Source organism: Rhizobium halophilum, from assembly GCF_021648825.1.
GTDB classification, from domain to species: domain Bacteria; phylum Pseudomonadota; class Alphaproteobacteria; order Rhizobiales; family Rhizobiaceae; genus Neorhizobium; species Neorhizobium halophilum.
Genome location: NZ_JAKJHS010000001.1, coordinates 660,708 through 684,985, shown reverse-complemented (window position 1 = coordinate 684,985; position 24,278 = coordinate 660,708). Strand labels below are relative to the sequence as shown.

The following is a 24,278-nucleotide window of genomic DNA, read 5'->3' as shown; positions in this document are numbered from 1 at the left end:
TACGGGCATCAAAGCGGGCGCTCAAGCGCAGAACTACCGCTTCAGCGTCCGCGGATCCAGCGCATCTCGGATGGCATCGCCCATGTAGTTGACGCTGAGAACGGTCAGGGAAATCGCCAGTCCCGGCCAGAGAACCCGCGACGGTGTCAGTTGCAGGAAGTTTGCGCCATCGTAGAGCAAGCGACCCCAGGTGGGGAAGTCAGAGGGAAAGCCGAGGCCCAGGAAGCTCAGTGCGGACTCGGTGATGATCGCTGCGGCAATGCCCAACGTCGCCGAAACCATGATCGAACTTAGAACATTCGGCAGGATGTGGCGGATGATGATCCGGTGTTCGCGCATGCCGCTGCTTTTGGCCGCAACAATGAATTCCTGACTCTTTACCGCCAGGACATCGCCCCGCACGATGCGCGCCGTATGCATCCAACTGGTAATGCCGATAACGAACACGATCAGGATGAAGATGCCAGTTTCGGGTCCGAACGCCGAGCGGAGGGTGTCGCGAAACAGCATGAGGATCACGAGCAGTAGTGGCAACAGCGGCAAGGCGAGGAAGAGGTCCGTCAGCCGCATCAGCGGGCCGTCGGCCCGACGGAAATAGCCCGACAAGACTCCGACCAGGGTCCCGAGGAAGAGTGCCAGCAGCATCGCTGCGAAGCCGACCGCAAGCGAGATGCGGCCGCCGGCGAGCACCTGGGCCAGCATGTCTTTACCCAGATTGTCGGTTCCGAACGGATGAGCGAAAGACGGCCCCTGGTTCTTGTCGCGGATGTTGATCGCATTCGGCGCGACGGTATGGATATAGGGGCCGACATAGACGGCGAGCACGATGAAGATGAAGACCGCGAGCCCGGCAACGCCCCCCTTGTGAGCGCGGAACTGGCGCCACATCTCCCTCATCGGCGTGCGGACCGGCGTCTCGTCCCTGACCGTCGGTGCGGCTTGCAAAGTGGTGTCAGTCATACCGGATCCTCGGGTCAAGGATGCCGTAAAGAACATCGGCAATCAGGTTGAAGAGGACGATCAGCACGGCGAAGATGAAGGTCAGCGTCTGAACGAGCGGAATATCTGCGCCCTGGATGGCGGTTATCAGAAGTTGGCCGAGGCCGTTTACCCGGAAGATCTGCTCGGTGATGATCGCACCTGAGAAGATGGTCGGCACGCCGAGCGCGATCACCGTGACCACCGGGATCAGGCTGTTGCGCAGCACGTGGACGAGCAGGACCGCCTTTTCCTTGACACCCTTCGCGCGGGCGGTGCGGACATAGTCCTGGTGCAGATTGTCCAGCATGGAGGCGCGTACGAAGCGGGCGATTTGGGACGCGTTATAAAGCGCCAGAACCGCGACGGGCAGGGCCATTTGCCTTACCTGCGCGATGAAACTCTGGAAATCTGTGACCCTCAGATTGGTGTCGTAGACCGATGGAAACCACTGCAGGTAGGAGGAGAAGATCACGATCAGCAGAACGCCGGTGAAGAAGGTCGGGACGGAGTAGCCGACCATGGAGACGAAGGTGCCGATCTGGTCAAAGATCGAGTACTGCTTATAGGCGGAGATGACGCCAATCGGTATGGCGATCAGGATGCCGAAGATGTAGGCGAGACCGACGACCCAGAGGGTCTGGGGCAGGCGCTGGACGATCAGATCAACCACCGGGCTGCGGGTTGCCCAAGACAGGACGCGCATGCGTTCACCATCGCCGAACTGCCAGCCGGTCAGGCTCTCCAAGATGTTGAGCGGCTCGTTGATGAAGAACTGCTGCAGCCACTTCAGATAGCGGATGAGGAATGGCTGGTCGAGGCCGAGCGACGCGCGGATCTGCTCGCGAACTTCCGGCGGAATGGTCAGAGGAAGGTCCCCGGTCGGATCGCTTGGCGCAAGATCCAGCAGCGCGAAGATGACGAAGCTGATCACCAGCAGCGTCGGGATTGCAAACAGCAATCGCCGCAAAGTGTATGTGAACATCGGAATTCCCCGGACTGCAGCGCCGCAGAGGCTTTCCGGTCTTGGGTGCTGCAGGTGTCTGAAACTACGACCATCGCCAAAGTGTCGGGCGATGTGCCAGGGCGGCGAAGAGATGCCGAACCCGGATCACCCGGGCTCGGCAGTCACCTCACTTCTTGCGGTGCCAGTCCGCGATGTTCCAGACCTGCGAATCCCACGAGTTCATCTTGATGCCGTCGAGAGAGAGGGCAAAGGACGACTGGTCGCCGCGATGGACGAGCGGGATGTGAGCACCTTCTTCCGTCAGCATGTCGTTGAGCTGTTTTGAAAGCTCCGCGCGCTTTTCAAGATCGGCGGTCTTGGAGAGTTCGCCAACCAGCTTGTCGTAATCCGGGTTGCAGTAGCGCGGGATGTTCTGGCCCTGCCAGCCGTTGGCCGGGCTCGGCATCTTGTCGCACAGCCACTCCGCCAGATATTTCTCCGGGTCCGTGCCGTCGAAGTTGTTGGTGTACATTTCGACGTCGGCATAGAACTTCTGAAAGGTGTCGGGGCTCGCCGGATCGCCACCGAAGAAGACGGATGCGCTGGCATTGCGCAACTCCGCGTCGACGCCGATCTCGGCCCACATCGCCTTCACCAGTTCCTGGGTCGCCTGTCGAACTGAATTGGTTGATGTCTGGAACAGGTAGGAAAGCCGAACGCCATCCTTCTGGCGAATGCCGTCAGGACCGGGCATCCAGCCAGCTTCGTCGAGCAGCTTGTTGGCAGCTTCGATGTCCTGCTTCAGGCACCATTCGTCGTTCTTGGTAGAGGCGACGTTCTCAGGGGCGGGAACAATGTTGCAGGTCGGCTTGCCGGACTGACCGTAACCGGCCTCGATAATGATGTCGCGATCGATGGCAAGCGAAAGTGCGCGACGGACGGCCGGATCGCTGAGCGACGGGTGAGGGCCGGCTTCTACCGTGGAGCGTTTGTCGCCGAGTGACGGGTCTGGGTTCGTGAAGTTCAGGTTGATACGCTCGACCTGGGTGCCGAAGGAGATTTCAAGCCGTCCCTTCCCAGCAGCGAGCATGGTTTCCAGCACTTCGGGCTCCACCTGGGCATTCCAGGCATAATCGTACTCGCCGGTCTCGAGCACGGCGCGCGCGGCCGATGCGGCGTCGCCGCCACCCTTGAGGGTAACGGAGGCGAAGGCGGGTTTGTCAGCTTCGCGATAATTGGGATTAGCTTCGAACGTGATGACGTCGTTCGGCTTGAAGTCCTTGACGACAAAGGGGCCGGTGCCGACGGGCTTGAAGTTCGCATCCGTGCAGCCTGGGGCTTTGGTTCCAAGGCAATCCTTGAACTGCGCTGCCTGAATGATGGGTGACTGGGCGCCGACAAAGGCGCTGTAGGGATAAGGCTTCGGATCTTCGAAGGTCACCTTGACCGTGTGGGGATCGACCGCTTCGACATTCTTCACTCCTTCATACTGGGCCCGCTGGGCGCAACCGCCATCTGGCGCCGTGCAGTATTTCCAGGTGAAGACGACATCATCGGCGGTGAAGTCGGTGCCGTCCGACCACTTCAGGTCCGGCTTGAGCTTCCAGGTCATGCTGAGCATGTCTTCTGCAAAGCCGCCGTTCTCGATCGTGGGGATCTCGGTTGCCAGCCAGGGAACCAGTTCTCCCTTTTCGTCGTAACGCGCCAGCGGCTCGATTACCATGGACGAGGCATAGACTTCCTTCGTGCCTGCCGACAGGAAGGGGTTCATGGTGGACACTGCCTGCCAGAACAGGATCTTGAGCTCCCCGTCAGCGCCGCGTTCGGCATGTGCGAGAGAGCTTGAAACCGCCACGATAGCGGCCGCTCCTGCAAGCAGGATCTTCAACTTCTTCATGCTGCTGTCCCCTTATAGTTCTTGTTAGGGTTGTAATGGACCTTTGCCATCTGTTTATCCGGCATGTTCCTTTCGCTGCGAAACGCATTTTTTAACTTGCTGTTTTCGCAGAAGATTCTCTGTCGATCCTCCTTTATGCGAAGCTGATGAGCACACCACTGACAAGGCACTCCCAGTTGTGCCTGATCAAATTTTGGGCCATCTAAGCATAGGCCTATTTTTCGTTCAAGCGCGAAAATTGAAGCTTGCCAAGTCGCGCTCGGGCTGCACAGTATCCCACCACAAAAGAGTGGGAACGACTACAAGAAAATGAGGTGATCGCATGCCAGTGCTAAACCGTGCCGCCGAAATGCAGGAACAGGTCGCGGGATGGAGGCGCCACCTCCATGAACGTCCCGAGATCCTCTACGACGTGCACGAAACGGCCTCCTTTGTCGCAGACAAGCTTCGTTCGTTCGGGTGCGACACGGTCGAGACGGGCATCGGCCGCACCGGTGTCGTGGCCATCATCAAGGGGCGGCAGGGCGATGGACCCGTCGTCGGCTTTCGCGCCGACATGGATGCGCTGCCGATCCTGGAAACGAGCGGCAAGCCATGGGCCTCCAAGACGCCGGGCAAGGCGCATTCCTGCGGCCATGACGGCCACACGGCCATGCTTCTTGGCGCCGCTCAGTATCTCGCCGAAACCCGCAACTTTAAAGGTTCGGTCGCCGTCATCTTTCAGCCGGCGGAAGAGGGTGGCGCAGGGGCGCTTGCCATGGTGGAGGATGGCTTCCTCGACAAATATTCGATCAGCCAGGTCTACGGCATGCACAACTCGCCGGGGCTTCCGCTCGGCCAGTTCGCGATCCGCAAGGGCTCGGTGATGGCAGCGGCCGACACGTTCGAAATCACCATCAACGGTCGCGGCAGCCATGCAGCACAGCCCCATAATTCCATCGATCCGGTGCTGACGGCGTCGCATGTTGTCGTCGCCTTGCAATCGATCGTCTCGCGGCAGACGGACCCGCTTCATTCCCTCGTCGTCACGGTCGCCTCCATCCACGGCGGGGAGGCAAACAACGTCATCCCCGACACGGTAAAGCTCGGCGGTACGGTGCGGACGCTTTTGCCGGAAACACGCGATTTTGCTGAGAAGCGTCTTAAGGAAGTGGTGCAGGCCACCGCGCTCGCACACGGCGCGTCTGCCGAGATCGTCTACCGCCGCGGCTATCCGGTGACGTTCAACCACGATGCCGAAACCGACTTTGCCGCCGGAGTGGCCGGAAAGGTTGGTGGCGCCAACGCCGTGGATCTCGGCATGGCGCCACACATGGGGGCGGAGGATTTCTCCTATATGCTGGAGCGCCGCCCCGGCGCCTTCATCTTCATCGGCAACGGCGACACCGCAAACCTCCACAACCCGGCCTACGATTTCAACGATGAGGCGCTGCCCTATGGCATCAGCTATTGGGTGACGCTCGCCGAAACGGCTCTTGCCGCCTGACATCCTCGTCCTGGAAAAGGAGAAGCCCATGTCGCTTGCGCAGTCTGCGGTCGAGGGTGTGTTTGGCCTGACGGAGCCGGTTCTGTCCGTCCGCAACCTGACGACGTCGTTCAAGGTCGAAGACCAATGGCGGTCGGTGGTAAAAGGGATCTCTTTCGACATCGCGCCAAAGGAGACAGTCGCCATCGTCGGCGAATCGGGATCGGGTAAGAGCGTCACGTCGCTTTCGATCATGCGCCTCCTGCCCAAGAACGCGAGCCGCATCGAAGGCAGCGTCAAGCTGGGGGGGCGCGAGCTTTTGACCTTGCCGGACGAGCAGATGCGGCAGGTGCGTGGTAACGAGATCTCGATGATCTTCCAGGAGCCGATGACATCGCTTAACCCGATCTTCCCGATCGGCAAGCAGATTGCCGAGGCGTTGACGGTGCATCGGGACATTTCCCGGGCGGAGGCGCGGGCAGAGGTCATCCGGCTTCTGGAGAAGGTCCGCATCCCGAACGCGCCCAACCGCTACGACGAATTTCCGCACCAGTTCTCCGGCGGCATGCGCCAGCGGGTGATGATCGCGATGGCGCTGGCCTCGAAGCCGAAGCTTCTGATCGCCGACGAGCCAACGACCGCACTTGACGTAACGATCCAGGGCGAGATCCTCGATCTTATCAAGACGCTGCAGGACGAGGAGGGGATGTCGGTCCTCTTCATCACCCACGACATGGGCGTCGTTGCCGAAGTCGCCGACCGGACGATCGTGATGTATCGCGGCGAGGCGGTGGAAACGGGGCCGACGGAGCAGATCTTCCACCGCGGCCAGCATCCTTATACGCGCGCGCTGCTGTCTGCGGTACCGCGGCTGGGTTCGATGGGAAGCCGTGAGCTGCCGCTACGGTTTCCCAGCATCGACATCGGCACCGGCGAGCAATTCGAGCTTGAGGACGTCGCGGATACGGTGGCGAAGACGAAGACGCCGATCCTGGACGTCCGGGACCTGACGACGCGCTTCGACATCCATTCCGGCCTGTTTGGCCGCAAGACGGGTGCCGTTCATGCAGTGGAGAAGGTGTCCTTCCAGGTGCACGAGGGCGAGACCCTGGCTCTGGTCGGCGAGTCGGGGTGCGGCAAGTCGACGACAGGTCGATCAGTGACCCGCTTGATAACGCCCACCAGCGGCGAAGTGACGATCGACGGCTATAACGTTATGCAGCTCGACAAGACGACACTGCGCTCCATGCGCCGGTCGATCCAGATGGTGTTCCAGGATCCGTTCGCCAGCCTCAACCCGCGGATGAGCATCGGTTCGGCGGTGATGGAGCCCTATATCGAGCACCGGCTGGGGACGAAGGCGCAGGCGCGCGCGAAGGCGGCGGACCTCCTGCAGAAGGTGGGGCTTTCACCCGACATGATGCGGCGCTTCCCGCACGAGTTCTCCGGCGGCCAGAGACAGCGTATCGCCATTGCGCGCGCCCTGATGCTTGATCCGAAGGTGATCGTGGCGGATGAGGCGGTCTCGGCGCTGGACGTCTCGATCAAGGCGCAGGTCTGCAACCTGCTGCTCGACCTGCAGCAGAGCCTCAAGCTCGCCTACCTCTTCATCAGCCACGACATGGCGGTGGTGGAGCGGGTCAGTCACCGGGTGGCGGTGATGTATCTCGGGGAGATCGTGGAGATCGGTCCGCGTGCGGCCGTCTTCGACAATCCGCAGCATCCTTATACCCGCAAGCTGATGGCCGCGGTGCCGATCCCGGATCCTTCGCGCCGCGGCATCAAGCGCAACATGGCCATTGACGAGATCAAGAGCCCCATTCGCCCGGTGGGCTATGTGCCGCCCCTAAGGGAGTACCGCGAGATTTCGCCGGGCCATCTGGTGCAGGTCGCCTGATCTCCGTTGCGGGATCCGCTGCTGCAGCGTCCGTTTGACAGGCGGTCGCGAAGCATGGCAGCAACGGCGCCGGGAGGAGTGCTTTGATGGCAAAACGGTCGGATGCTCAAGGGCGGCTGGACGATGCGGCGCGCGCAGGCTGGATGTATTACGTGGCCGGGCGGACGCAGGACGAGATCGCGACCGCGATGGGTATTTCACGCCAGTCGGCCCAGCGGCTGGTATCGCTGGCGGTCGCCGAGCGACTGATCAAGGTCCGGCTCGACCATCCCATCGCTGCCTGTCTCGAACTGGGGGAGGCGCTGCGCAGCAAGTACGGTTTGCGCCAGGTCGAGGTCGTTCCGAGCGATCCCGGCGCCGCGTCCACGACCGTCGGTATTGCCGAGGCCGGCGCTGCCGAGATTGAGCGCTGGCTGAGGCGACAGGAGCCGATCATCCTTGCCGTCGGGACCGGGCGCACGCTGAAAGCGGCGGTAGACCAGCTCCCGCCGATGGAATGCCCGCAGCATCGCATCGTATCTCTGACTGGAAACATCGGCCCGGACGGGTCGGCGGCCTATTACAACGTCATTTTCTCCATGGCGGACGCCATCAAGTCCCGGCACTTTCCCATGCCGCTGCCGGTGCTCTGCTCTTCGGCCGAGGAGCGGGATACGTTGCACGAACAGGCGCTCGTCCGCTCCACGCTTGCGATTGGCGCCCAGGCCGACGTGACATTCGTCGGCATTGGTGAACTTGGCCCCGACGGCCCGCTCTGCGTCGATGGCTTCTTGGCGCGGGATGAGATGGCAAAGCTCGTTGACGCCGGTGCAGCAGGCGAAATCTGCGGCTGGATGTTCGACCACGACGGCAAGCTTCTGACCGACTGGATCAACGACCGCGTCGCCAGCGTGCCAATCCCTTCCTGCGACACGTCCTGTGTGATTGGGATTGCTCAGGGAAAGAAGAAACTTCCCGCCATTGCAGCTGCGTTGAGCGGCCACCTCATCAACGGCTTGATTACCGACGAAGCCACCGCTGAGCAATTGCTGCGCAACTGAGCAAAAATTTACTTCATGTGTTCAATGGGATAGCGCTTTTCGCTGCGCCGCAGCGATGATTATGCGTTGACTTGCGCTAGGTGAAGGTGGGTAATTGCTCATGGGCAAAGCGAATGCTCGTTTCCATCTTCGGGAGGAAGATTATGACTTTCAAGACAATCCTGCTGGGCGCGTGCTCGGCGCTCGCCTTTTCCGGTGTGGCTTCGGCCGAAACCCTCACCATCGCAACCGTCAACAACGGCGATATGATCCGCATGCAGGGTCTGACGGAGGACTTCACCTCTAAGAACCCTGACATCCAGCTCGAATGGGTGACGCTCGAAGAAAACGTTCTGCGTGAGCGCGTCACGACGGACATCGCGACGTCCGGCGGTCAGTACGACATCATGACGATCGGCAACTACGAAGTTCCGATCTGGGCCAAGCAAGGCTGGCTGACGGAACTCGCCGATCTCGGTGAAGACTACAATGTTGACGATCTGCTGCCGTCCATCCGCGGCGGTCTGACCGTCGACGGCAAGCTCTATGCCGCGCCGTTCTACGGCGAGTCGGCGATGATCATGTACCGCAAGGACCTGTTCGAGAAGGCCGGCCTCGAAATGCCGGAAAACCCCACCTGGGAATTCATTGGCGAAGCTGCCCGCAAGATCACCGACCGCTCGCAGGACATCAACGGCATCTGCCTGCGCGGCAAGGCCGGCTGGGGCGAGAACATGGCCTTCATCACGGCGCTGACCAACTCCTTCGGGGGGCGCTGGTTTGATGAAAACTGGCAGCCGCAGTTCGATCAGCCGGAGTGGAAGGAAGCGCTGCAGTTCTACGTCGACCTGATGAAGGATGCCGGTCCGGCCGGTGCTTCCTCCAACGGTTTCAACGAAAACCTGACGCTCTTCCAGCAGGGCAAGTGCGGCATGTGGATCGATGCCACCGTCGCTGCTTCCTTCGTGTCCAACCCGGAAGATTCCACCGTTGCGGATAAGGTCGGCTACGCAATCTTCCCTTCCAAGGAAGGCGTCGACAATCACGGCAACTGGCTGTGGTCGTGGAACCTAGCCATCCCTGCAAGCTCGCAGAAGGTCGATGCGGCGAAGAAGTTCATCGCCTGGGCGACCAGCGAAGACTATGCAGAGCTCGTTGCTTCCAAGGAAGGCTGGGCCAACGTTCCTCCGGGCACGCGCACCTCGCTCTATGAGAACGAGCAGTACAAGGAAGCGGCTCCGTTCGCCGAGCAGACGCTCGCTGCCATGCAGGCTGCCGACATCACCAAGCCGACGGTGGAGCCGGTGCCTTACACGGGCGGCCAGTTCGTCGCGATCCCAGAGTTCCAGGCGATCGGCACCAATGTTGGTCAGCTGTTCTCTGCAGTCGTAGCAGGCCAGTCCTCGGTTGACGACGCACTCTCGCAGGCGCAGTCGGCTACGGTTCGCGAAATGACGCGCGCCGGTTACATCAAGTAGCTCCTCCCGAGCAATTGCCGCCCGGCCTTCGGGCTGGGCGGCCTTTTCCACCTCTGCCTCAACTTTTTTAGATAAGCTCGCTGTGTGCGTGTCTCATGCTTGACGAGATGCGCGGCAAACGGAGGAGGGCGTCGACATGGCAACACAGAACACGAGGGGCCTGGCCCGCCTGATGATGGCGCCGTCGGTCATTCTGTTGCTGGTCTGGATGATCGTGCCGCTTTCGATGACGCTGTGGTTCTCATTCCAGAACTACAACCTCCTCAATCCCGCAAACGTCAGCTTTGCCGGCCTGTTCAATTATCGCTTCTTCTACACCGATCCGGCCTTCTTCCAGTCGATCTGGAACACATTGTTGATTGTCGGCGGGGTCTTGCTGATCACAGTGGTCGGCGGGACGTTGATCGCGCTTCTGATCGACCAGCCGATCTTTGGACAAGGGATCGTGCGGATCCTGGTTATCTCGCCATTCTTCGTCATGCCGCCGGTCGCCGCGCTGGTGTGGAAGAACATGATCATGCACCCGAGCTATGGTGTGCTTGCCGATATCAGTCGGCTGTTCGGCTTGCAGCCGATCGACTGGTTCGCTCAGTACCCGCTGCTCGCGATCATTATCATTGTCGCCTGGCAGTGGCTGCCGTTCGCGACGCTCATCCTGCTGACCGCCCTTCAGTCGCTCGACAGCGAGCAGAAGGAAGCAGCCGAGATGGACGGTGCCAACGTCCTCAACCGCTTCATTTATCTGACGCTGCCGCACCTGGCGCGGGCGATGACCGTCGTCGTCCTGATCCAGACGATCTTCCTGCTCGGCGTCTATGCGGAAATCCTCGTCACCACCAATGGCGGCCCGGGCTACGCGTCCACCAACCTGGTGTTCCTCATCTACCGGACGGCACTACTCGGCTACGACGTCGGCGGGGCCTCCGCAGGCGGGATCATCGCCATCATCCTTGCGAATATCGTCGCGATCTTCCTGATGCGCGCCGTCGGCAAGAACTTGGATCGATAGGGGGACGACCATGGCACGCTCCGTCACCACCCGTCACAAGGTCATCGCCACCGTCGCCGCCTGGGCCGTTGCGCTGCTGATCTTCTTCCCCATCCTCTACACCGTTGTCACCAGCCTCAAGACGGAGCCGGAGGCGATCGCAGGCTTTAACCTGATCCCCTCGTTCACGCTTGACAATTACGTCACGGTGCAGACCCAGCGGGACTACATCAAGCCCTTCACCAACTCCGTCATTCTGTCGGTCGGCTCCACGATCCTGGCGCTGATCATCGGCATCCCCTCGGCCTGGGCCATGGCATTCTCGCCGACGAAGCGGACTAAGGACGTGCTGATGTGGATGCTGTCGACCAAGATGATGCCGGCTGTCGCCGTGCTCGTTCCCATCTACCTGATGTTCCGGGACTTCGGCCTTCTCGACACGCGCATCGGCCTCACGATCATGCTGACGCTGATCAACCTGCCGATTGTGATCTGGATGCTCTACACCTATTTCCGCGAAATTCCGGGCGAGATCCTGGAAGCGGCACGCATGGATGGTGCAGGGCTCTGGCAGGAGATCGTCTACGTCCTGACGCCGATGGCGGTGCCGGGCATTGCGTCGACCCTCCTCCTGAACATCATCCTAGCCTGGAACGAGAGCTTCTGGACGATCCGGCTGACGACCGCGACCGCAGCGCCGCTGACGGCCTTCATCGCCTCTTTCTCCAGCCCCCAAGGGCTGTTCTGGGCGAAGCTCTCGGCAGCGTCGACCATGGCGATCGCGCCGATCCTCATCATGGGCTGGTTCAGCCAGAAACAACTCGTTCGCGGCCTGACCTTCGGCGCGGTTAAGTAAGGAAGACGACGATGGGCAGCATTACGCTCGACAAGGTTTCGAAGTCCTTCGGGGAAGCAAAGGTCATCCCCTCGATCGACCTGGAGATCCAGGACGGGGAGTTCGTGGTTTTCGTCGGTCCCTCGGGTTGCGGCAAGTCAACCCTGCTGCGCCTCATTGCCGGCCTTGAGGATGTCAGCGGCGGCAGGATCCTGATAGACGGTAAAGACGTCACCGGCAACGCGCCGGCGCAGCGCGGGCTTGCCATGGTGTTTCAGTCCTATGCGCTCTATCCGCACATGAGCGTGCGCAACAACATCGCCTTTCCGCTGAAGATGGCGAAGGTCGACAAGTCCGTGATCGATCAGAAGGTCAAGGATGCCGCCGCCATCCTGAACCTGACGGATTATCTCGAGCGTCGGCCCTCCCAGCTTTCGGGTGGCCAGCGCCAGCGTGTTGCGATCGGGCGCGCCATTGTGCGTGAGCCTTCCGCGTTTCTCTTCGATGAGCCGCTTTCCAACCTCGACGCGGCGCTGCGCGGAACGATGCGGCTGGAGATCAGCGAGCTGCACAATCAGCTGAAGACCACCATGATCTACGTCACGCACGACCAGATCGAGGCCATGACCATGGCCGACAAGATCGTCGTGCTGAACCGCGGTAATATCGAGCAGGTCGGCTCGCCACTCGACCTCTACGCCAAGCCGCGCAACCTCTTCGTCGCCGGCTTCATTGGCTCGCCGCGCATGAACCTGATCGAAGGTGATTTTGCCCGGTCCAAGGGCGCCAAGACGGTCGGCATCCGTCCGGAGCACTTCGACCTGTCGCATGAGGCGGGTCTGTGGGAAGGCGTCGTCACGGTTGCCGAGCATCTCGGCTCCGACACCTTCCTGCATGTCGAGGTCCAGGGGATCGGGCAGATTAACGCCCGCACCGATGGCGAGTTTCAGGCCCGTCATGGCACCCGAATCTATCTGACGCCGAACGAAACGAAGCTGCATCGCTTCGACGAACAAGGGCTGGCGATCTGACGCCGGCGTGGAGTGTCCTATGACCGTCAAACTTTCCGCCGCCGTGCTTGGCGAAATTGCGCATACTGCGGCCGTGCCTGCCTATGATCCGATCATGCTGACGCCCGGCATCCTGCATTTCGGCGTCGGCAACTTCCACCGCGCGCACCAGGCCGTCTACCTGGACGACCTGTTTAGCAAGGGGCACGGCCTGGACTGGGCGATCATCGGTGCCGGCGTCATGCCGTCTGATGCGACCATGCGGGAAAAGCTTGCGGAGCAGGATTTCCTGACGACGGTTGTCGAGCAGGACAACAACCGGACCGCGGCACGCGTCACCGCGCCGATGATCGACATCATCGCGCCCGGCGAGACGGAAACGATCATCGCCACGCTTGCCGATCCGCGGATCCGGATCGTGTCGATGACGATCACCGAGGGCGGCTATTTCATCGATGCCTCCGGCGACTTCAATCCCGGCCATCCCGCAATCTTCCACGACGGCCAGAACCCGAACCAGCCCAAGACCGTCTTCGGCCTTATCGTGGCCGGGCTCAAGCGGCGCAAGGCAGCTGGAATCGCTCCCTTCACCATCATGTCCTGCGACAACATCCCCGGCAACGGAGAGGTGACCGAGAATGCGGTGGTGGGTCTCGCCGCTCTGTCCGACCCCGCCTTCGCAGAGTGGATCGCGGAGAACGTTGCTTTCCCCAACTCCATGGTCGATCGCATTACGCCGGCGACCGGTGAGCGGGAGATCGATTTCCTCCGCGACACCTTTGCGATCGAGGACAACTGGCCCGTCTTCTGCGAGGAATTCAAGCAGTGGGTGATGGAGGACAATTTTCCGGCCGGCCGGCCGCCGCTCGAAGAAGTCGGCGTCCAGTTCGTGCCGGATGTCGCGCCCTACGAGCACATGAAGATCCGTATTCTCAACGGCGGACATGCAGCGATCGCCTATCCGGCAGCGCTCCTCGACATCCACTTCGTTCATGAGGCGATGGAGCATCCGCTGATCCGCGCCTTCCTGGAGAAGCTTGAGAAGGAAGAGATCATCCCGATCGTCCCGCCGGTGCCGGATACGGATCTCAACGAATACTACGATTTGATCGAGCGCCGCTTCTCCAACCCGAAGATCGGCGACACCATCCCGCGCCTGGCGCAGGACGGCTCCAACCGGCAGCCGAAGTTTATCCTACCGTCCACGGCGGACCGGCTGCGCGAAGGCAAGGACATCATCGGGCTTTCACTCGTCTCGGCGCTCTGGTGCCGCTATTTCGAAGGCACCAGCGACAGCGGCAAGCAGATCGTCTTCAACGATACGAGCGCCGACAAGCTTCATGCAGCGGCGAAGGAAGCACGGGACAACCCGGATGCCTTCCTTGTCTTCGATGAGATCTTCGGCGAGGTTGCCGGATCGGAACTCTTCCGCCAGCGGTTCTCGCATGCGCTGAAGACGCTCTGGGCCGAGGGGACGGCAAGGACGGTAGAGCTCTATCTCGAGGATGCTCTGGTCAAATGACTGGGTGAGGGTGGTGGAAGCGATGCGGCCGCTGGTGATTTTTGATTGCGACGGGGTGCTGGTCGACAGCGAGCCTCTATCGGTTCAGGTCCTGGTGGAGGCACTCAGCCGCCGCGGCGTCGTCATCAGCGAGGATGAGGCTTATGAACGGTTCCTCGGCCGAAGCCTTTCGACGGTGGCGCAGATCCTGCACGACGATTTCGACCACAGCATCGATGCGGCCTTCCTCGAGGATCTTCGCCATCATCTTTACGCACGCTTTCGCCGTGAGCTGCAGCCCGTGGCGGGTATCGCCGATGTGCTGGACGCCCTTGACTGCGAAAAATGCGTGGCATCCTCCAGCCAGCCCGAGCGCATCCGGCTTTCGCTTTCGCTGACGGGGCTCCTGCAGCGGTTCGAGCCGCACATCTTCAGCGCCTCCATGGTGGCACAGGGCAAGCCGGCACCGGACCTTTTCCTGCATGCGGCCAGTTCGATGAGCGCCGATCCTTCCGCCTGTATCGTGATCGAGGACAGCCCTGCCGGCATCGAGGCGGCGCAGCGGGCCGGCATGGCGGTGTTCGCCTTTGTCGGCGGATCCCATGCCGCAGCCCCTGGGTACAGCGAGCGCGTGACGGCGCTTGCGCCGGACGTCGTATTTGACGCCATGCCGGAATTGCTCCACCTTGTCCGCAAACACAGAGAGGGGCCCAAGGGGCGCCGCGCCCATCACGCCATTTAATGGCCGGCAGGAGCGGTCACAAGGGCACCCGGTCGGGCAGGGGAAACACGTCCTGATGCGAGATCACGTCGTTGCGGTCGATATCGGCACGGCCAGCGCCCGCGCCGGCGTGTTTGACCGCAGCGGTCGACTTCTTGCGCGCGCCAAGCACCCGATCATGATGCAGAGGCCCGCTGCAAATCATGCGGAGCATGACTCGGAAGACATCTGGCGATCCGCCTGCGAGGCCGTTCGTCAGGCGCTCTCGGATGCAAGGATTGCGGCGGAGCAGGTGGCTGCCATCGGCTTCGACGCCACCTGTTCGTTGGTTGCACGCGACCGGGAAGGGCGGCAGCTGACCGTGTCGACCACCGGTGAAGATCGGTTCGATACGGTGGTGTGGCTGGACCATCGTGCGATTGCCGAGGCCGGGGAGCTTTCGGCGCACGGACATCCTGTACTGGACTTCTCCGGTGGCTCGCTCTCTCCGGAAATGGAGATGCCGAAGCTGATGTGGCTGAAGCGCCACCTGCCGCAGACATGGGCGCGCGCCGGCTACTTCTTTGATCTTGCGGATTTCATGACGTGGAAGGCCACCGGCTCGTCCGCCCGCTCCCGCTGCACTGTAACCGCCAAATGGAATTATCTGGCGCATGAGACGCCGGGCTGGCAGCCGGATTATCTGGCACAGGCAGGGCTCGAAGACCTGCTGGAGCGGGCAAGCTTGCCTGCCGGCACAATCAACGCCGGCGACAGCATCGGGATGCTTTCGACCGAGGCGGCGCGTGACCTCGGCCTGGATACCGAGTGCCGGGTGTCCGCCGGGCTCATCGATGCCTATGCCGGTGCCTTCGGCGTTCTGGCCGGCGCCGGCGAGGGCACGTCTCTGGAGCGCTCCGTCGCGCTAATCGGCGGCACCTCCAGCTGCATTGTCTCCTTTTCGTCGGAGGCAAAGCCTGGCCGCAGCCTCTGGGGACCTTATTATGAGGCCGTTCTTCCGGGACACTGGCTCGTCGAAGGAGGTCAGTCCGCGACGGGTGCGCTTCTCGATTACATCGTCCGCATGCATGCGGCGGGCGGTGAACCCTCCGCCGACCTCCTCGCACGTGTCATCAAGCGTGTTCAGGAGTTGCGGGCGCAGCATGGCCCGAACCCGGCGTCCGACCTGCTCATCCTGCCGGATTTTCACGGCAACCGCTCGCCACTTGCCGATCCGCATGCCACGGGCGTTGTCAGCGGCCTGACGCTCGATACCTCCTTCGATGGTCTCTGCCACCTTTACTGGCGCACCTGCGTCGCCATTGCGCTCGGCATCCGGCATATTCTGGAAACCATGAGCGGCTACGGCTACAGATTCGAGACGCTGCACCTGACCGGTGGGCATGTGCACAATCCACTGCTCGTCGAACTCTATGCCGACGTGACCGGCTGCACCGTGGTGATTCCTGAAACGGAAGACGCCGTGCTGCTCGGCACGGCGATGACGGCCGCGGCCGCCGGCGGGCTCTACGACAGCGTTGCTGCTGCCGGCGAGGGAATGGCGGCGCATGGCCGGGAGCGGCAGGCCGATGCCGAGGCCGCGAAGCTCTATGAGCGGGACTATCGCCGCTTCCTGGCGATGATCCGCCATCGTGCAGAGCTGCAGGCGATCTGCTAGCGCTTGTTCCAGTGGGTTCCCGCCCCTACATCCTGCCCGCCCACAGGAGACGCCTATGATCATCGAAGCCGCACGACTTTCGCTTCTCAACCTTTTCGCCGCTGAAACGCGGGCCGTGTTCTGGAAGGTTTTGGGCCTGACGATCCTCGTACTCGTCGGTCTGTGGCTGGCGCTGCGCCAGACCTTCGTCGCGGTCGTCTGGCCCTGGTTTGCCATCTATCTGCCGGATGTGCCGGACTGGGCGGGATGGTTGACCTTTCTTACGGCGATCCTGGCGGGCGTGGGGCTGGCACTGGCGCTTGCGCTGCTGATCGCGCCCATCACCGCGCTGATCGCTGGATTGTTCCTCGACGATGTCGCCGAAGTGGTTGAAAAGCGCGATTATCCGACCGAGACGCCGGGCAAGGCGATGCCGCTCGGCCAGGCCATCATCGGCTCCCTCCAGTTTCTCGGCGTCGTTATCGTCGGTAACATCGTTGCGCTGCTGCTCCTCTTCATTCCCGGCATCAACCTCGTCGCCTTCTTCCTGGTGAATGGCTATCTCCTCGGGCGAGAATTCTTCGAATTCGCCGCCATGCGCTTCCGCCCGCCGCCGGAGGCGCGCGCTTTCCGCTTCAAGCATCGCTCTACGGTCTTTCTCGCAGGCCTGCTGATCGCGGGCTTCCTGGCGATCCCGATCGTCAACCTGCTGACGCCGCTCTTCGCCGCAGGGCTGATGGTGCATCTGCACAAGCTGATTTCTCGGCGCGATCCCGGCTTTCGCCTCGATGCGGTGAAGGCGCGGTAGCCGTGGGTCGATGATCTGTTGACGCCGGGCGCTGCGGCTCCCGCAACGGCCCAGGATGGGGTATGGATGAGAAAACCTCCCTCCCATGAAAGCGAAGCATGCCCTTATCCACGAACACCACCGCAGCCCTGTTCAATGGTGAGCAGCCGAAGGATCCGCGAGCGGTCCTGAAGCAGGTGTATGGCTATGACGGCTTCCGCGGCAAACAGGCGGCGGTGGTTGAGCGCGTCGTTGCCGGTGGCGACGCTGTTGTCCTCTTCCCGACGGGGGCTGGCAAGTCACTCTGCTATCAGATCCCGGCACTTTGCCGCGACGGCGTCGGTATCGTCGTTTCGCCCCTGATTGCGCTGATGCGCGACCAGGTGGAGGCCTTGAAGCAGCTCGGCGTGCAGGCGGCGGCGCTCAACTCGTCGCTGTCGACGGAAGAGTTTGCCGAGGTTCGTCAGTCGCTTCGGCAGGGCACGCTTGACCTTCTCTATGTAACGCCGGAGCGCATCGTTACACCGGGCTTCCGGGAGCTGATCGGCGGGGCAAAGATCGCGTTGTTCGCGATCGATGAGGCCCACTGCGTCAGCCAATGGGGCCACGACTTCCGCCCTGAATACCGGGAGCTCGGCCGGCTGGCGGAGCTTTATCCCGACGTGCCGCGCATGGCGCTGACGGCGACGGCCGATCCGCACACCCGCGACGACATCATCGATCGGCTGGCGCTCCATTCGGCGGAGGTGTTCACCACCTCCTTCGATCGTCCCAACATCGCCTACGAGATCGTCGAGCGTGACCAGCCGCGCCAGCAGCTGCTGCGGTTTCTCTCCCGTCACAAGGGATCGAGCGGCATCGTCTATTGCCTGTCGCGCGCTAAGGTGGAGGAAACTGCGGACTGGCTGGATGCTCAAGGCATCCGAGCGCTTGCCTATCATGCCGGCATGGATCGCGCGGCCCGCGATGCAAACCAGGATGCTTTCCTGAAGGAAGAGGATCTCTGCCTCGTCGCCACCGTGGCGTTCGGCATGGGCATCGACAAACCCAACGTCCGCTATGTCGCTCACCTCGACCTCCCGGGTTCCGTCGAGGCCTACTACCAGGAGACGGGGCGGGCGGGGCGCGACGGCCTGCCGTCGGAAGTCTGGATGGCCTATGGGATGACCGACGTCATCCAGCGCGGGCGAATGATCGATGGTGGCCAGTCGAGCGAGGAGGTGAAGCGCGTCGAGCGTGCCAAGCTGAATGTGCTGCTCGGTATCTGCGAAACCGCCGGCTGTCGGCGCCAGGCGATTCTCTCGCATTTTGGCGAGGCGCATCCCGGTAACTGCGGCAATTGCGACACTTGTCTGAAGCCGGTGGAGACGTGGGATGGAACGGAAGCGGCGATCAAGGCGCTCGCCGCGATCTATCGCACCGGCGAGCGGTTCGGCACCGGCCACCTGATCGACGTGCTGACCGGCAACGAAAACGAAAAGACCATTCGTTTTGGCCATGTCGACATGCCGGTCTTCGGCGCGGGCAAGGAGCATCCGCCGAAAACGTGGCAGTCCGTTTATCGCCAGCTGCTGGCAGCGGGCCTCGTCAGCATCGACAATGAAGCTTTTGGTGCCCTGAAGCTCGGGCCGGATGCGCGCTCGGTGTTCCGGCGCGAGCGGGAGGTTCGCTTCCGCAAGGATCGGCCCAAGGCGAGCAAGTCATCAAGAGGGGCGTCTTCCTCTGCCGGCGCAAGTCGCTCTGCATTGGAGGGGGCGGACGCGGAGCTTTTCGAGGCACTGCGACGGACGCGGCTGGAGATTGCGAATTCCCTGGAGGTTCCGCCTTACGTGGTCTTTCCCGACACCACGCTCGTGGCCTTCGCCACCAGCCGCCCGACGAGCCGCGACGCACTGCTCGGCATCTCCGGCGTCGGGCAGTCGAAGCTTGAGCGCTACGGCGACGATTTCCTTGAGGTCATCCGCTCATTCGAGCGCTGAAACGCCGGAAAGCTGTTCGACCACCTCGCCGATCCGCTGGGGTGGCAGTTCCACCAGCGGGGCCGGGATGTCGCAGGTCTTCTCCGGCGACTTGCACAGGTCGGCGATGACGCAGTGCTCGCATTCAGGCTTGCGCGCCTTACAGGTGTAGCGGCCGTGCAGGATCAGCCAGTGATGCGCATGGAAGAGGTAGGGCTTGGGAATAACCTTCAGAAACCGCTCCTCCACCTCGTCCGGTGTCTTGCCTGGCGCCATCAGAAGGCGGTTGCCGATGCGGAAGACGTGGGTGTCGACGGCAAGCGTTGGTATGCCGAAGGCCATGGACATCACCACGTTGGCGGTCTTGCGCCCCACACCCGGCAGCGTCACCAGTTCCTCTCGCGTCTTCGGAACCTCGCCGCCGAAATCGGAGATCAGCTTCTGCGACAGGGCGATGACGTTCTTTGCCTTGTTGCGGTAGAGCCCGATCGTCTTGATGTATTGGGTAACCCCTTCCTCCCCGAGCGCCAGCATCTTCTCCGGCGTGTCGGCGATCTTGAACAGCGCACGCGTCGCCTTGTTCACACCGGCATCGGTCGCCTGTGCGGAAAGCGCCACGGCAACAACGAGGGTGAAGGGATTGGTGTGCTCCAGCTCCCCCCTCGGCTCCGGCCGCTGGACGGAAAAGCGGCGGAAGATCTCCTCCATTTCCGCTTTTGTGTACCGGCTGCGGATGTGCCTGCGGGCAGAGCTGCGGACTGGATCGGACTTTTGTGAAGACGTCGTGCTGGACTTGGTTTTCGGAATGGCCATATCTTTCTATTGCCAGCGCACGCGAGGGAAGGCAACGTGCAGACAACCGATGATCAACCCGTTTTCGCCGCGGAATTGATGCCCTATCGATCGCTTGGCAGGAAGGGGTTCCACGTCCTGCTCGTCCTGACGGGCGGCATCAGCCTCATCTACGGCGTCTTCTTTCTTGTTACCGGCGCTTGGCCGATCGGGCTGTTCCTCGGCCTCGACTTCCTGGCCCTGTATGTCGCATTCAAGGTGAGCTACCGGTCGGGTCGCGCGCGCGAGGAAGTGACAGTGACACGCACCAAGCTCTCGATCCGCAAGTTCTCTCCTGCGGGGAAGATAGTGGAGCATCGCTTCAACCCATTCTGGGCCCGTTTCGGCGTCAACCGGCACGACGAGTTCGGTATCACTTCCATGTATGTTACGGGGGAGGGGCGCTGGACGGAGATCGGCTCCTTCCTCAACCCGGAGGATCGGGAAAGCTTCGCCAAGGCTTTCCGCGGCGCGCTGGCAACCGTCACGCAACGGCTTTGATCATCGCAAGAAACGGGTGGCGCGGCCGGCGCTTGCGTATCATCTTGTCGGGCAAAGGAGAGAAGCGATGAACGCACTTGCCCAGATCGCAGAACCTGCACTCGATGTGACGCCGGAAGGCGACGACTACGAGATCGTGCGCAAGGTGATCGAGCTGATCACGCTCGACTACCGGGCGCAGCCCTCACTAGACAGTATCGCAGCAGAACTCGGCCAGTCGCCGACACAGCTGCAGAAGGTCTTCACCCGCTGGGCGGGCCTGTCGCCCAAGGCGTTCCTGCAGGCGGTCACCATCGATCATGCAAAGCGACTTCTCGGCAAGGAAGGCCTGCCATTGCTCGAGACCTCCTATGAGGTCGGCCTGTCGGGTCCGGGGCGGTTGCACGATCTGTTCGTGACGCATGAGGCGATGTCTCCCGGCGAATGGAAGGCGCGCGGCGGCGGGCTCACCATCCGCTACGGCTTCCATCCGTCACCCTTCGGGATCGCGCTTGTCATGGCGACCGATCGAGGGCTCGCCGGTCTGGCCTTTGCCGATCTCGGCGGCGAGCGTGCCTCTCTCGACGACATGACCTGCCGCTGGCCGAATGCCGCCTATGTCGAGGATCTTGAGGCGACCGCACCTTATGTCCGCCGTATCTTCGATCGGGCTCAATGGTCATCTGATCAGCCGCTGAAGGTCGTGCTAATCGGCTCGGACTTCCAGGTGCGGGTCTGGCAGAGCCTGTTGAAGATCCCGTTCGGCAAGGCAGTGACTTACTCCGACGTCGCCCGCGAGATCGGTCAGCCAAGCGCCAGCCGCGCCGTCGGCGCCGCCATCGGTCGCAACCCTATCTCCTTCGTTGTCCCCTGTCACCGGGCGCTCGGAAAGAGCGGCGCACTGACGGGTTACCATTGGGGACTGACGCGCAAGCGGGCGATGCTGGGGTGGGAGTCGGGGGCTTAGCGAAAGAATTGGCATATATTGCCAACAGTGATAGGTTGTACGGGCTGATTCTCTGACAGGTGCTGCCATGCCAACTCGCAACGTCGTACTGACAGATCATCACCAGCAGATGATTGATCGCCTGATCAACGAAGGGCGTTATCAGAATGCTAGTGAGGTCTTGCGAGAAGGACTTCGCTTGGTCGAGCGGCGCGAAGAACTCGAGGCCGCAAAGCTGCACGCACTAAAGCAAGCCGCGACGGCAGGCTTTTCCGACATCGATTCCGGTCGCTATGTCGAGCTTCGCGCAGATGAGCTCGAAGAGCTTTTCGCGAACTTGGGGACGGCGGCAGAAGGCTCGTCCGATAGGCGTACCTCCGGCTGATGTGGGTCATCCGGCTTTCTGCTGCCGCGCAGAATGACATCGTCCAGATCCTCATCAAGTCCAGCGAGGACTTCGGGGCAGAGGCTCGATCGCGTTACGAGCGTCTGATCGTTGCCGCCCTTCGGGATATTGCCGAAGATCCCTTACGGAATGGATCAGTAGCCCGAGAAGAGCTTGGACGAGGCGTCCGAAGCTTTCATCTGCGCAACAGCAGAGAGCGAAGCCGGGACGAGACAGGAAGGGTCCGGGTGCCGCGCCATTTCATACTCTATCGGTGCAGCGAGCTGTCCATTATCGGCATTGGGCGCGTTCTTCACGATGCGATGGAGGTGCAGAGACACCTGCCTCGGCACTACGGCGACGAAGCCGGTTGAGCCGCCGGGCCCCCAGCCATCCGCAGCAATTCCCGCGCCGCCGTCTCGTCCGTGATCAGCGTGTTGCAGCCGACCCGGCGGATGGTGGCGCGGATCGCCACGGCGCGGTGGGCGCCGCCGGAGGAAAGCACGATGTGCTTTGCCTTCTTCAGCGTGTCCAGGTCGACGGACATGACACGCTCGTTGATCGGATGACGCACCGAGCGGCCCTCGGCGTCGAGGAAATTGAACATCGTGTCGCAGACGCAGCCGGCGGCGATTAATTCCTCCAGTTCCGCCTTCGAGATGAATCCTTCCGAAAGCGATGTGGAATGCGGGCCGATGTCGCCGCAGCTGACCACGGCAAGATCCATGGTTTCGGCCAGTTCATAGATGGTCTTCAGCCCGCATTCCTCGATCAGCGCCCGCTTCGTCTTGACGGAATCCACCAGCAGCGGTGCCAGGAACATGTAGCACTCTGCACCGAACTGGCTCGCCAGCCGCCAGGTGTAGTCGATGGGGTTGGTTTGGTGCACGGCGACGATGCCGCCCAGCAGCGAGACCACCTTGCAGCCCTGACGGCGTGGCGGGCGGAAGCTCGAAAGCGAAGCGGTCATCGTCCGCCCCCAGCCGACGCCGATCGTCATATTGTCCTGGATGACCTCCGACAGGAATTCGCCAAGCGCCAGCCCAACAGCGCCGGCAAGGGCCTCCGCGCTCGTGTCGCGCGTTTCGGGGACCACGATTGCCTCGTCCAGCCCGTAAGCCTCTTCCAGTTGCGTCGCGAGCGCCAGACAGTCGTCCACGCCGGCATTGATCCAGATCTGTACCTCCGAGCGCTTCATCGCCTCGTCGAGCATGCGGATCACCGTCGAGCGGCTGATCCCCAGCCGTTCCGCCACATCCTTCTGCGTCAGGCCCTGGTTGTAATAAAGCCAGGCCGCCCGCAGGCGGAGCGAGGATGCTTCGGAAATGCTCGGATGTGTTTCGCGTCTCAGTTTTGCCAATTGGATCTCGTTGCGTGCGCCATGCAATCGTCCGCCATGATACTTATGTCGATTGAAATGCGCAAATGTCTTGACTTCGCCATGATCGGCTGGTGATAGTCGGTCATCATTGAACGCCCGTTGCGGATGGACGTTGAACACTCGCCTCACCACTCTCTCAAGGGAAATGCCGGGATGACCTCCAAACTCGAACAGCTCCGTTCCATGACCACGGTTGTCGCCGACACCGGCGATATCGAAGCGGTCACTCGCTTGAAGCCGGTGGATTGCACCACCAACCCGACGATTGTGTTGAAAGCGCTCGGCACACCGATGTTTGCTGATGCGGTCAAGGAAGCGATCATCTGGGGCAAGACGCAGAATGGTGGGTCGGATGCAGTCATCGCGGCTGTTGCGGATCGTCTGGCGATCTCGGTCGGTGCAGCGCTCGCCAACATCGTTCCGGGCCGCGTTTCGACCGAAGTCGACGCCGATCTCTCCTTCGACACGGAAGCCTCGATCGCCAAGGCACGCGGGATCATCGCAGCCTACAAGGAGCGCGGCATCGATCGCGAGCGCATCCTGATCAAGCTGGCCTCCACCTGGGAAGGTATCAAGGCCGCGGAAGTTCTGCAGACAGAAGGCATCGATTGCAATCTGACGCTGCTCTTCTCAAAGGCACAGGCAATTGCCTGCGCGGATGCAAAGGTCTTCCTGATCTCGCCCTTCGTCGGCCGCATCCTCGACTGGTACAAGAAGTCGACCGGGCAGGAGTACACGGCAGAGACGGATCCGGGCGTCGTCTCGGTGCGCCAGATCTACAACTACTACAAGGCAAACGGAATCGATACGATCGTCATGGGTGCCTCCTTCCGCAACGCGGGCGAGATCGAAGCGCTGGCCGGCTGCGACCGCCTGACGATCAGCCCGGCGCTGCTCGACGAGCTTGACAAGGATCAGGGCACGCTGGAGCGCAAGCTCTCGCCAGACAACATCACCGAAGACGCCTTCCAGCCGATCGACGAGAAGAAGTTCCGCTGGATGCTGAACGAAGATGCCATGGCGACGGAGAAGCTTGCCGAAGGCATCCGCTCCTTCGCCAAGGACCTCGTGGCGCTGCGCGAGATGGTGAAGAAGGAACTGGCTGCCGCCTAGACCTTCAGCTTCGGCAACATGCAGGA

At 61.8% G+C, this 24,278-nt stretch carries 22 protein-coding genes; 17 read left to right on the top strand and 5 right to left on the bottom strand.

The window, feature by feature from the left end; genetic code table 11:
- Positions 1–33: 33 nt before the first annotated feature.
- From LXM96_RS03460 to LXM96_RS03450, 3 genes are all read right to left on the bottom strand, one after another.
- Positions 34–960, bottom strand: a complete 927-nt coding sequence (locus LXM96_RS03460) for an ABC transporter permease (protein WP_239996946.1) — start codon at positions 958–960, stop codon at positions 34–36.
- Entirely contained in the window at positions 953–1,963 is a 1,011-nt protein-coding gene (locus LXM96_RS03455) for an ABC transporter permease (RefSeq protein WP_239996945.1), read from the bottom strand. Before LXM96_RS03455 ends, LXM96_RS03460 begins: the two co-directional genes overlap by 8 nt.
- A 148-nt stretch (positions 1,964–2,111) precedes the next feature.
- A complete protein-coding gene (locus tag LXM96_RS03450; protein ID WP_239996944.1) occupies positions 2,112–3,821 on the bottom strand; it encodes a peptide ABC transporter substrate-binding protein in 1,710 nt (569 codons plus the stop codon).
- Between the two features lie 322 nt (positions 3,822–4,143).
- On the opposite strand from LXM96_RS03450, the gene LXM96_RS03445 reads away from it, so the two are divergent.
- From LXM96_RS03445 to recQ, 12 genes are all read left to right on the top strand, one after another.
- Positions 4,144–5,307 carry a M20 aminoacylase family protein gene (locus LXM96_RS03445; RefSeq protein WP_239996943.1) on the top strand — a complete coding sequence of 388 codons (1,164 nt, stop codon included), beginning with the start codon at positions 4,144–4,146 and terminating at the stop codon, positions 5,305–5,307.
- 28 nt (positions 5,308–5,335) lie between these two features.
- Positions 5,336–7,183 (top strand): ABC transporter ATP-binding protein, encoded by a 1,848-nt coding sequence (locus LXM96_RS03440; protein WP_239996942.1) that lies wholly within the window; start codon positions 5,336–5,338, stop codon positions 7,181–7,183.
- Between the two features lie 86 nt (positions 7,184–7,269).
- Positions 7,270–8,223 carry a sugar-binding transcriptional regulator gene (locus LXM96_RS03435; RefSeq protein ID WP_239996941.1) on the top strand — a complete coding sequence of 318 codons (954 nt, stop codon included), beginning with the start codon at positions 7,270–7,272 and terminating at the stop codon, positions 8,221–8,223.
- 143 nt (positions 8,224–8,366) lie between these two features.
- Positions 8,367–9,680, top strand: coding sequence for an ABC transporter substrate-binding protein (locus tag LXM96_RS03430; protein ID WP_239996940.1), 1,314 nt, complete (start codon positions 8,367–8,369; stop codon positions 9,678–9,680).
- A gap of 136 nt (positions 9,681–9,816) precedes the next feature.
- A complete protein-coding gene (locus LXM96_RS03425) occupies positions 9,817–10,689 on the top strand; it encodes a carbohydrate ABC transporter permease (RefSeq protein ID WP_239996939.1) in 873 nt (290 codons plus the stop codon).
- A gap of 10 nt (positions 10,690–10,699) precedes the next feature.
- Positions 10,700–11,524, top strand: a complete 825-nt coding sequence (locus LXM96_RS03420; RefSeq protein ID WP_239996938.1) for a carbohydrate ABC transporter permease — start codon at positions 10,700–10,702, stop codon at positions 11,522–11,524.
- A gap of 11 nt (positions 11,525–11,535) precedes the next feature.
- The gene (locus LXM96_RS03415; protein ID WP_239996937.1) at positions 11,536–12,534 is read left to right on the top strand and encodes an ABC transporter ATP-binding protein; all 999 of its coding nucleotides are present in this window, start codon (positions 11,536–11,538) and stop codon (positions 12,532–12,534) included.
- A gap of 19 nt (positions 12,535–12,553) precedes the next feature.
- Positions 12,554–14,035 (top strand): mannitol dehydrogenase family protein, encoded by a 1,482-nt coding sequence (locus LXM96_RS03410; RefSeq protein ID WP_239996936.1) that lies wholly within the window; start codon positions 12,554–12,556, stop codon positions 14,033–14,035.
- A 10-nt stretch (positions 14,036–14,045) separates the two neighbouring features.
- A complete protein-coding gene (locus tag LXM96_RS03405) occupies positions 14,046–14,756 on the top strand; it encodes an HAD family hydrolase (protein WP_394801882.1) in 711 nt (236 codons plus the stop codon).
- Positions 14,757–14,811: 55 nt separating this feature from the next.
- Positions 14,812–16,392, top strand: a complete 1,581-nt coding sequence (locus LXM96_RS03400) for an FGGY-family carbohydrate kinase (protein ID WP_239996934.1) — start codon at positions 14,812–14,814, stop codon at positions 16,390–16,392.
- 55 nt (positions 16,393–16,447) lie between these two features.
- On the top strand, positions 16,448–17,179 hold the full coding sequence (locus tag LXM96_RS03395) for a sulfate transporter family protein (protein WP_239996933.1): 732 nt from the start codon (positions 16,448–16,450) through the stop codon (positions 17,177–17,179).
- Positions 17,180–17,277: 98 nt separating this feature from the next.
- The gene (gene recQ / locus LXM96_RS03390; protein WP_239996932.1) at positions 17,278–19,137 is read left to right on the top strand and encodes a DNA helicase RecQ; all 1,860 of its coding nucleotides are present in this window, start codon (positions 17,278–17,280) and stop codon (positions 19,135–19,137) included.
- Here recQ and nth read toward each other — a convergent pair.
- A complete protein-coding gene (nth, locus tag LXM96_RS03385; protein ID WP_239996931.1) occupies positions 19,123–19,929 on the bottom strand; it encodes an endonuclease III in 807 nt (268 codons plus the stop codon). The genes recQ and nth overlap by 15 nt on opposite strands.
- Positions 19,930–20,007: 78 nt before the next feature.
- Here nth and LXM96_RS03380 point away from each other — a divergent pair, with 78 nt between their 5' ends.
- From LXM96_RS03380 to LXM96_RS03365, 4 genes are all read left to right on the top strand, one after another.
- On the top strand, positions 20,008–20,448 hold the full coding sequence (locus LXM96_RS03380) for a DUF2244 domain-containing protein (RefSeq protein WP_239997199.1): 441 nt from the start codon (positions 20,008–20,010) through the stop codon (positions 20,446–20,448).
- 67 nt (positions 20,449–20,515) lie between these two features.
- Positions 20,516–21,394, top strand: a complete 879-nt coding sequence (locus LXM96_RS03375; RefSeq protein WP_239996930.1) for a methylated-DNA--[protein]-cysteine S-methyltransferase — start codon at positions 20,516–20,518, stop codon at positions 21,392–21,394.
- A 67-nt stretch (positions 21,395–21,461) separates the two neighbouring features.
- Positions 21,462–21,758 (top strand): type II toxin-antitoxin system ParD family antitoxin, encoded by a 297-nt coding sequence (locus LXM96_RS03370; RefSeq protein ID WP_239996929.1) that lies wholly within the window; start codon positions 21,462–21,464, stop codon positions 21,756–21,758.
- Positions 21,758–22,132 carry a type II toxin-antitoxin system RelE/ParE family toxin gene (locus LXM96_RS03365; protein WP_239996928.1) on the top strand — a complete coding sequence of 125 codons (375 nt, stop codon included), beginning with the start codon at positions 21,758–21,760 and terminating at the stop codon, positions 22,130–22,132. Before LXM96_RS03370 ends, LXM96_RS03365 begins: the two co-directional genes overlap by 1 nt.
- Here LXM96_RS03365 and LXM96_RS03360 read toward each other — a convergent pair.
- Positions 22,111–23,118 carry a sugar-binding transcriptional regulator gene (locus LXM96_RS03360; protein WP_239996927.1) on the bottom strand — a complete coding sequence of 336 codons (1,008 nt, stop codon included), beginning with the start codon at positions 23,116–23,118 and terminating at the stop codon, positions 22,111–22,113. The genes LXM96_RS03365 and LXM96_RS03360 overlap by 22 nt on opposite strands.
- Before the next feature lie 174 nt (positions 23,119–23,292).
- On the opposite strand from LXM96_RS03360, the gene tal reads away from it, so the two are divergent.
- Complete coding sequence (gene tal / locus LXM96_RS03355; RefSeq protein ID WP_239996926.1) at positions 23,293–24,252, top strand: transaldolase; 960 nt, start codon at positions 23,293–23,295, stop codon at positions 24,250–24,252.
- The last annotated feature ends 26 nt before the right edge of the window (positions 24,253–24,278 follow it).

What these genes read in the sequence shown, in the direction of transcription:
- nth (WP_239996931.1), bottom strand. Translation starts at nt 19,929, where the DNA reads ATGGCCATTCCGAAAACCAAGTCCAGCACGACGTCTTCACAAAAGTCC.
- LXM96_RS03415 (WP_239996937.1), top strand. Translation starts at nt 11,536, where the DNA reads ATGGGCAGCATTACGCTCGACAAGGTTTCGAAGTCCTTCGGGGAAGCA.
- LXM96_RS03370 (WP_239996929.1), top strand. Translation starts at nt 21,462, where the DNA reads ATGCCAACTCGCAACGTCGTACTGACAGATCATCACCAGCAGATGATT.
- LXM96_RS03375 (WP_239996930.1), top strand. Translation starts at nt 20,516, where the DNA reads ATGAACGCACTTGCCCAGATCGCAGAACCTGCACTCGATGTGACGCCG.
- LXM96_RS03455 (WP_239996945.1), bottom strand. Translation starts at nt 1,963, where the DNA reads ATGTTCACATACACTTTGCGGCGATTGCTGTTTGCAATCCCGACGCTG.
- LXM96_RS03440 (WP_239996942.1), top strand. Translation starts at nt 5,336, where the DNA reads ATGTCGCTTGCGCAGTCTGCGGTCGAGGGTGTGTTTGGCCTGACGGAG.
- LXM96_RS03435 (WP_239996941.1), top strand. Translation starts at nt 7,270, where the DNA reads ATGGCAAAACGGTCGGATGCTCAAGGGCGGCTGGACGATGCGGCGCGC.
- LXM96_RS03425 (WP_239996939.1), top strand. Translation starts at nt 9,817, where the DNA reads ATGGCAACACAGAACACGAGGGGCCTGGCCCGCCTGATGATGGCGCCG.
- LXM96_RS03410 (WP_239996936.1), top strand. Translation starts at nt 12,554, where the DNA reads ATGACCGTCAAACTTTCCGCCGCCGTGCTTGGCGAAATTGCGCATACT.
- LXM96_RS03365 (WP_239996928.1), top strand. Translation starts at nt 21,758, where the DNA reads ATGTGGGTCATCCGGCTTTCTGCTGCCGCGCAGAATGACATCGTCCAG.
- LXM96_RS03450 (WP_239996944.1), bottom strand. Translation starts at nt 3,821, where the DNA reads ATGAAGAAGTTGAAGATCCTGCTTGCAGGAGCGGCCGCTATCGTGGCG.
- LXM96_RS03395 (WP_239996933.1), top strand. Translation starts at nt 16,448, where the DNA reads ATGATCATCGAAGCCGCACGACTTTCGCTTCTCAACCTTTTCGCCGCT.
- LXM96_RS03445 (WP_239996943.1), top strand. Translation starts at nt 4,144, where the DNA reads ATGCCAGTGCTAAACCGTGCCGCCGAAATGCAGGAACAGGTCGCGGGA.
- tal (WP_239996926.1), top strand. Translation starts at nt 23,293, where the DNA reads ATGACCTCCAAACTCGAACAGCTCCGTTCCATGACCACGGTTGTCGCC.
- LXM96_RS03400 (WP_239996934.1), top strand. Translation starts at nt 14,812, where the DNA reads ATGCGAGATCACGTCGTTGCGGTCGATATCGGCACGGCCAGCGCCCGC.
- LXM96_RS03460 (WP_239996946.1), bottom strand. Translation starts at nt 960, where the DNA reads ATGACTGACACCACTTTGCAAGCCGCACCGACGGTCAGGGACGAGACG.
- recQ (WP_239996932.1), top strand. Translation starts at nt 17,278, where the DNA reads ATGCCCTTATCCACGAACACCACCGCAGCCCTGTTCAATGGTGAGCAG.
- LXM96_RS03380 (WP_239997199.1), top strand. Translation starts at nt 20,008, where the DNA reads ATGCCCTATCGATCGCTTGGCAGGAAGGGGTTCCACGTCCTGCTCGTC.
- LXM96_RS03420 (WP_239996938.1), top strand. Translation starts at nt 10,700, where the DNA reads ATGGCACGCTCCGTCACCACCCGTCACAAGGTCATCGCCACCGTCGCC.
- LXM96_RS03430 (WP_239996940.1), top strand. Translation starts at nt 8,367, where the DNA reads ATGACTTTCAAGACAATCCTGCTGGGCGCGTGCTCGGCGCTCGCCTTT.